Source organism: Nocardioides sp., from assembly GCF_036401255.1.
Lineage (GTDB): Bacteria > Actinomycetota > Actinomycetes > Propionibacteriales > Nocardioidaceae > Nocardioides.
The window spans coordinates 1-4,340 of sequence record NZ_DASWVI010000279.1 but is presented as its reverse complement, the minus strand read 5'-3'; the positions used below and the strand labels follow the sequence as shown (position 1 = coordinate 4,340).

Sequence of the window (4,340 nt, the reverse complement as noted above, 5' to 3'; positions counted from 1 at the left end):
CTGGCGGCACCGCCGCCCCTGGTGCGCGAGGGTCCGACCGCGGCCGAGCGGCGCCGCGCCCGGCTCGCGGAGGCGGCGGAGAAGCGGGCCGAGCAGCGCCGCAAGCGGGCGGCCGCGCCGACGACCTCGTTCCGGGTGGCGACGATCAACACGCTCGGCGACTCCCACACCCGCGCCAGCGGCAACAAGGCCCGCTATGCCTCCGGCATCGACCGCACCCGCAACCTGATCGGGATCTTGACCTCGCAGGGGATCGACGTCGCCGGACTCCAGGAGTTCGAGGTGTCACAGCGGGCGTCGTTCAACCGGCTCACGAGCCAGTGGGCCGTCTTCACCGGCACCGAACGCGGCCACGACTCGATCGCCTACCGCACCGACGTCTGGGAGCTCGTGACCGGCGGCACCGGCACGATCCCGTACTTCCACGGCAACCCCGTGCCCATGCCCTGGGTCACCCTCCGCCACCGCGACACCGGCCGCGAGGTGTCCTTCATCAGCATCCACAACCCGACGAGCAACCCGCAACGCGGCAACAACGCCGCCCACCGGGCCGAGGCCACCCGCCGGGAGATCGCGATGGTCCGCACCTTGGCCGAGGGCGGCGACCCGGTCCTGCTGCTCGGCGACTTCAACGAGCGCGGGGAGGCCTTCTGCGCCGTCACCGGCGGGGGCGACATCGGCGCGGCCAACGGCGGCAGCGTCGGCGGGGCGTGCGCCCCGCCACCCGGGGCCGGGATCGACTGGATCTTCGGCACCACCGACATCGCGTTCTCGGACTACCTGCGCCACCAGGACGCGCTGGTCGCCCGGACCACGGACCACCCGGTGATCGTGGCCCGCGCCACCATCACCGAGCCGCTGCCCTGATCGTCACTCGTCCACGCCGCCGCTGGTGAGGGGCGCGCCCTCGGCGAAGTGCGGCCGCAGCTTGTTCTCGAACATCGAGAGGGCCGAGCCGATCGCCATGTGCATGTCGAGGTACTTGTAGGTGCCGAGCCGGCCGCCGAAGAGCACGAGCGGCTCGCGCTTGGCCAGCTCGCGGTAGCGCAGCAGCTTCTCGCGGTCCTCGGCGGTGTTGATCGGGTAGTACGGCTCGTCGCCCTCCTCGGCGAAGCGGGAGTACTCGTGCACGACGATCGTCTTGCCGGGCAGGTAGGTCCGCTCGGGGTGGAGGTGCTTGAACTCCAGCGTCCGGGTGTACGGCACGTCCTGGTCGTTGGCGTTCACGACCCCGGTGCCCTGGTAGTCGTCGACGTCGACGGTCTCGCGCTCGAGGTCGATCGTGCGCCAGGAGAGCCGGCCCTCGCTGTGCCGGAAGTACTCGTCGACCGGTCCGGTGTAGACGATCGGCACCTGGCCCTTGTACTGCTCGGCGACGTCGAAGAAGTCGGTCTCCAAGCGCACCTCGATGTTCGGGTGGTCGGCCATCCGCTCCAGCCAGGCGGTGTAGCCGTCGGTGGGCAGACCCTCGTAGGTGTCGTTGAAGTAGCGGTTGTCGAACGTGTAGCGCACCGGCAGCCGCGTGATGATGTCGGCCGACAGCTCCGTCGGATCGGTCTGCCACTGCTTGGCGGTGTAGCCCTTGACGAACGCCTCGTAGAGGGGACGGCCGATCAGGCTGATCGCCTTCTCCTCGAGGTTGGTCGCGTCCTCGGTTGCGATCTCGCTCGCCTGCTCGGCGATGAGTGCGCGGGCCTCGTCGGGTGTGTGGCTCTTGCCGAAGAACTGGTTGATCAACCCCAGGTTCATCGGGAAGGAGTAGACCTGCCCCTGGTACTTCGCGAAGACCCGGTGCTGGTAGTTGGTGAACGACGTGAACCGGTTGACGTACTCCCACACCTTCTCGTTCGAGGTGTGGAACAGGTGCGTGCCGTAGACGTGCACCTCGATGCCGGTCTCCTCGTCGAACTCGCTGTAGGCGTTGCCGCCGATGTGCGGTCGGCGCTCGAGCACGAGGACCTTCAGGTCGAGCTCGGTGGCACAGCGCTCGGCGATGGTGAGGCCGAAGAAGCCGGAGCCGACGACGACGAGATCGGGGCCGAGATCAGGGGTGGTGGCAGAGGTGGACACGGTCGGTCAGTCTACGGATCGCGGCGGCACCGACCGCATCCCACGCGCGTCCCGCATGGCCCGGATCACGTTGCGTGCCTCCGCGCGGCCGCCGCGCACGGGGCTCAGCAGCACGACCGCGGCCGTGATCAGCCACGGCTTGAGCCGCACGAGGACGTTCTCGCCGTACCGCAGGTGCACCACGAAGAGGTTGCGGTACATGAAGTAGCCCTTCCAGCCGCCCAGGTCGTGCTGCTGGTCGAAGTCGAGCTGCCGGACGAGCACCGCGTCGCGGATCGCCCAGATCCGGAACCCGGCCCGCCGCGCCCGGACCGCGTAGTCGACGTCGTCGTAGAAGATGAAGTACGCCGGGTCCGGCAGGCCGATCGCGTCGATGACCTCGCGGCGGAGCATGAAGCCCTCGAACGCGACGTTCTCGAGCTCGACCCGCTCCGGCATCCGCTCCCGGCTGCCGTACTCCGTCTCGACCATCGCGGTCTTGGGCCGCACGGACAGGGGGTTGTGCAGGTCGAACCGGGTCGCGGCCTTCTCGACCAGCCGGCCGTGGGTGTCCTGCCGGACCGACATCAGGCAGGCCTCGTCCTGGGCGAGCAGCGTGGCCAGGCAGTCCGGCGCCGGGACCACGTCGTCGTCCATCAGCCAGATCCGGTCATAGCCCGCGGCGTGGGCCATCCGCACGCCGAGGTGGAAGCCGCCGGCACCGCCGAGGTTCTCCTCCGCGTGGGTCACCCGCAGCGGCAGCCCGGGGCGTGCGGCCGCGACCTGCTCGGTGAGCAGCGCCCGGGTGTGGTCGCTGCTGGCGTTGTCGATCACGAAGATCGCGTCGGCCGGCCGGGTCTGCGCGGCCAGCCCGTCGAGCATGTGCGCGAGCAGGTCGGCCCGGTTGTAGGTGACGACGACGACCGCGACGCTCTCGCCGCTCATCGCAGGTACCTCGTGTGGCCGGTGAAGTCGCCGCGGAGCCCGGCGTACATCGCCCGGACGCTGAGCAGCAGCCGCCGCGGGTCGGGACGGGTGAAGGTGTAGAACCACGCGGTCTTGGCGACGAACGCGAGCGCGTGCGGCCAGCCGCGGTACTCGCGCAGGTTGAGCAGGTTGTTGCGTGCCATGCAGTAGTGCTTGAGGTCGCTCGGGCTGTGGTTGTACGTCGTCCGCCCGAACGCCATCGGCGTCCCGAGGCTCCCCACGGCGGGATGGTGGACCCGGGCGTCCACGACCGTGGCGATCCGCGCGCCGGCCGCCTCGGCGCGCAGGCGGTACTCGTGGTCGTCGCCCCAGATGAAGTACTCCGAGCGCGGCAGGCCGATCCGGTCCACGAGCTCCCGGGTGACCAGGACGCCGTTGAACGGGATCACGATGTCGTCGATGCGGCCGCCGGTCGCCGCCCGGCCGGCGTCCACGACGTCGTGGACCATCCGGGAGCGCCCCGGCAGCCGGATCGGGAACACCAGCCGGTCGGGGCGGTCCTCGTCGACCACGACGGGACCCCAGAAGTCGAGACCGGGCTCGGCGAGCAGGCGGCCCAGACACCGCACTTCCGGCAGGCCGTCGTCGTCCATCAACCAGGCGAGGTCGGCACCCCGCTCCATCGCCCACTGCAGGCCGTCGTGGAAGCCGCGCGCGCCGCCGCCGTTCTCGGCGAGCGTGCGCCCGAGGACCGGTGTGGTCGGGCGGGCCTCGCCGGGGTCGCGGTCGTCGAGGCCCGCGAGCCACTCCCCCGTGCCGTCGGTCGAGGCGTTGTCGACCACGAGGATCTCGCTCAGCTCCGGGACCTCGTCCAGGCGGGCAAGCAGCCGCTGCAGCAGCGAGAGCCGGTTGAACGTCACCACGACCGCCACGACGCGTCGCTCCGGGGGCTGCTGACTCACGTCGCCCACCCTAGGTGCCGAGTCGGCGCCAGTTTCCGCGAGGGGCAGGTCGAGTCGGCGCCAGTTTCTGGAAACTGGCGCCGACTCGGCATCAGCAGGCGGTGTCGAGGTCGCCGGCCTCGTTGGCGGCGTAGCCGGTGCTCAGCGAGCCGATCGAGCCTCCGGTGACCGGGTCGTCCCGGTGCGACCTCTGCTTCCCCGGCGGTGGGGCGGTGCCCTCGGCCCGATCGATCGCGGTCGCGACCTTGGCCTTGATCAGCTTGATGTCGGGGTGCGCGGTGTCGATCATCGGCGGCACCAGCGACAGTGAGGAGACCCGCTGCCCCCGAGCCTTGAGCGCCAGCTCGGCGAAGTGCCCGAACTGGCTGGCGGGGATGTTCGTGGACACCATCGCCGAGCTCG

General features: G+C 70.6%; 4 protein-coding genes and 1 pseudogene. 1 reads left to right on the top strand and 4 read right to left on the bottom strand.

From position 1 onward, the window contains the following. On the top strand, positions 1-867 hold an 867-nt coding region (locus VGD85_RS13190; RefSeq protein WP_331063898.1), incomplete at its 5' end, for an endonuclease/exonuclease/phosphatase family protein. Positions 868-870: 3 nt separating this feature from the next. On the opposite strand, the gene glf is transcribed toward VGD85_RS13190, so the two are convergent. From glf to VGD85_RS13170, 4 genes and pseudogenes are all read right to left on the bottom strand, one after another. After that, positions 871-2,070 carry a UDP-galactopyranose mutase gene (gene glf, locus VGD85_RS13185; RefSeq protein ID WP_331063897.1) on the bottom strand — a complete coding sequence of 400 codons (1,200 nt, stop codon included), beginning with the start codon at positions 2,068-2,070 and terminating at the stop codon, positions 871-873. A 6-nt stretch (positions 2,071-2,076) separates the two neighbouring features. Then, positions 2,077-2,994, bottom strand: coding sequence for a glycosyltransferase family 2 protein (locus tag VGD85_RS13180; RefSeq protein WP_331063896.1), 918 nt, complete (start codon positions 2,992-2,994; stop codon positions 2,077-2,079). Continuing rightward, positions 2,991-3,938: a glycosyltransferase family 2 protein gene (locus VGD85_RS13175; protein WP_331063895.1), complete on the bottom strand. Its 948-nt coding sequence runs from the start codon at positions 3,936-3,938 to the stop codon at positions 2,991-2,993. The genes VGD85_RS13180 and VGD85_RS13175 overlap by 4 nt, the downstream gene beginning before the upstream one ends. 91 nt (positions 3,939-4,029) lie before the next feature. After that, positions 4,030-4,340 (bottom strand): annotated as a pseudogene (locus VGD85_RS13170) (LytR family transcriptional regulator); the annotation flags it as partial.

Bases quoted from the DNA above. Each gene is read 5' to 3' on its own strand.
- VGD85_RS13180 (WP_331063896.1), bottom strand. From the start codon at position 2,994: ATGAGCGGCGAGAGCGTCGCGGTCGTCGTCGTCACCTACAACCGGGCC.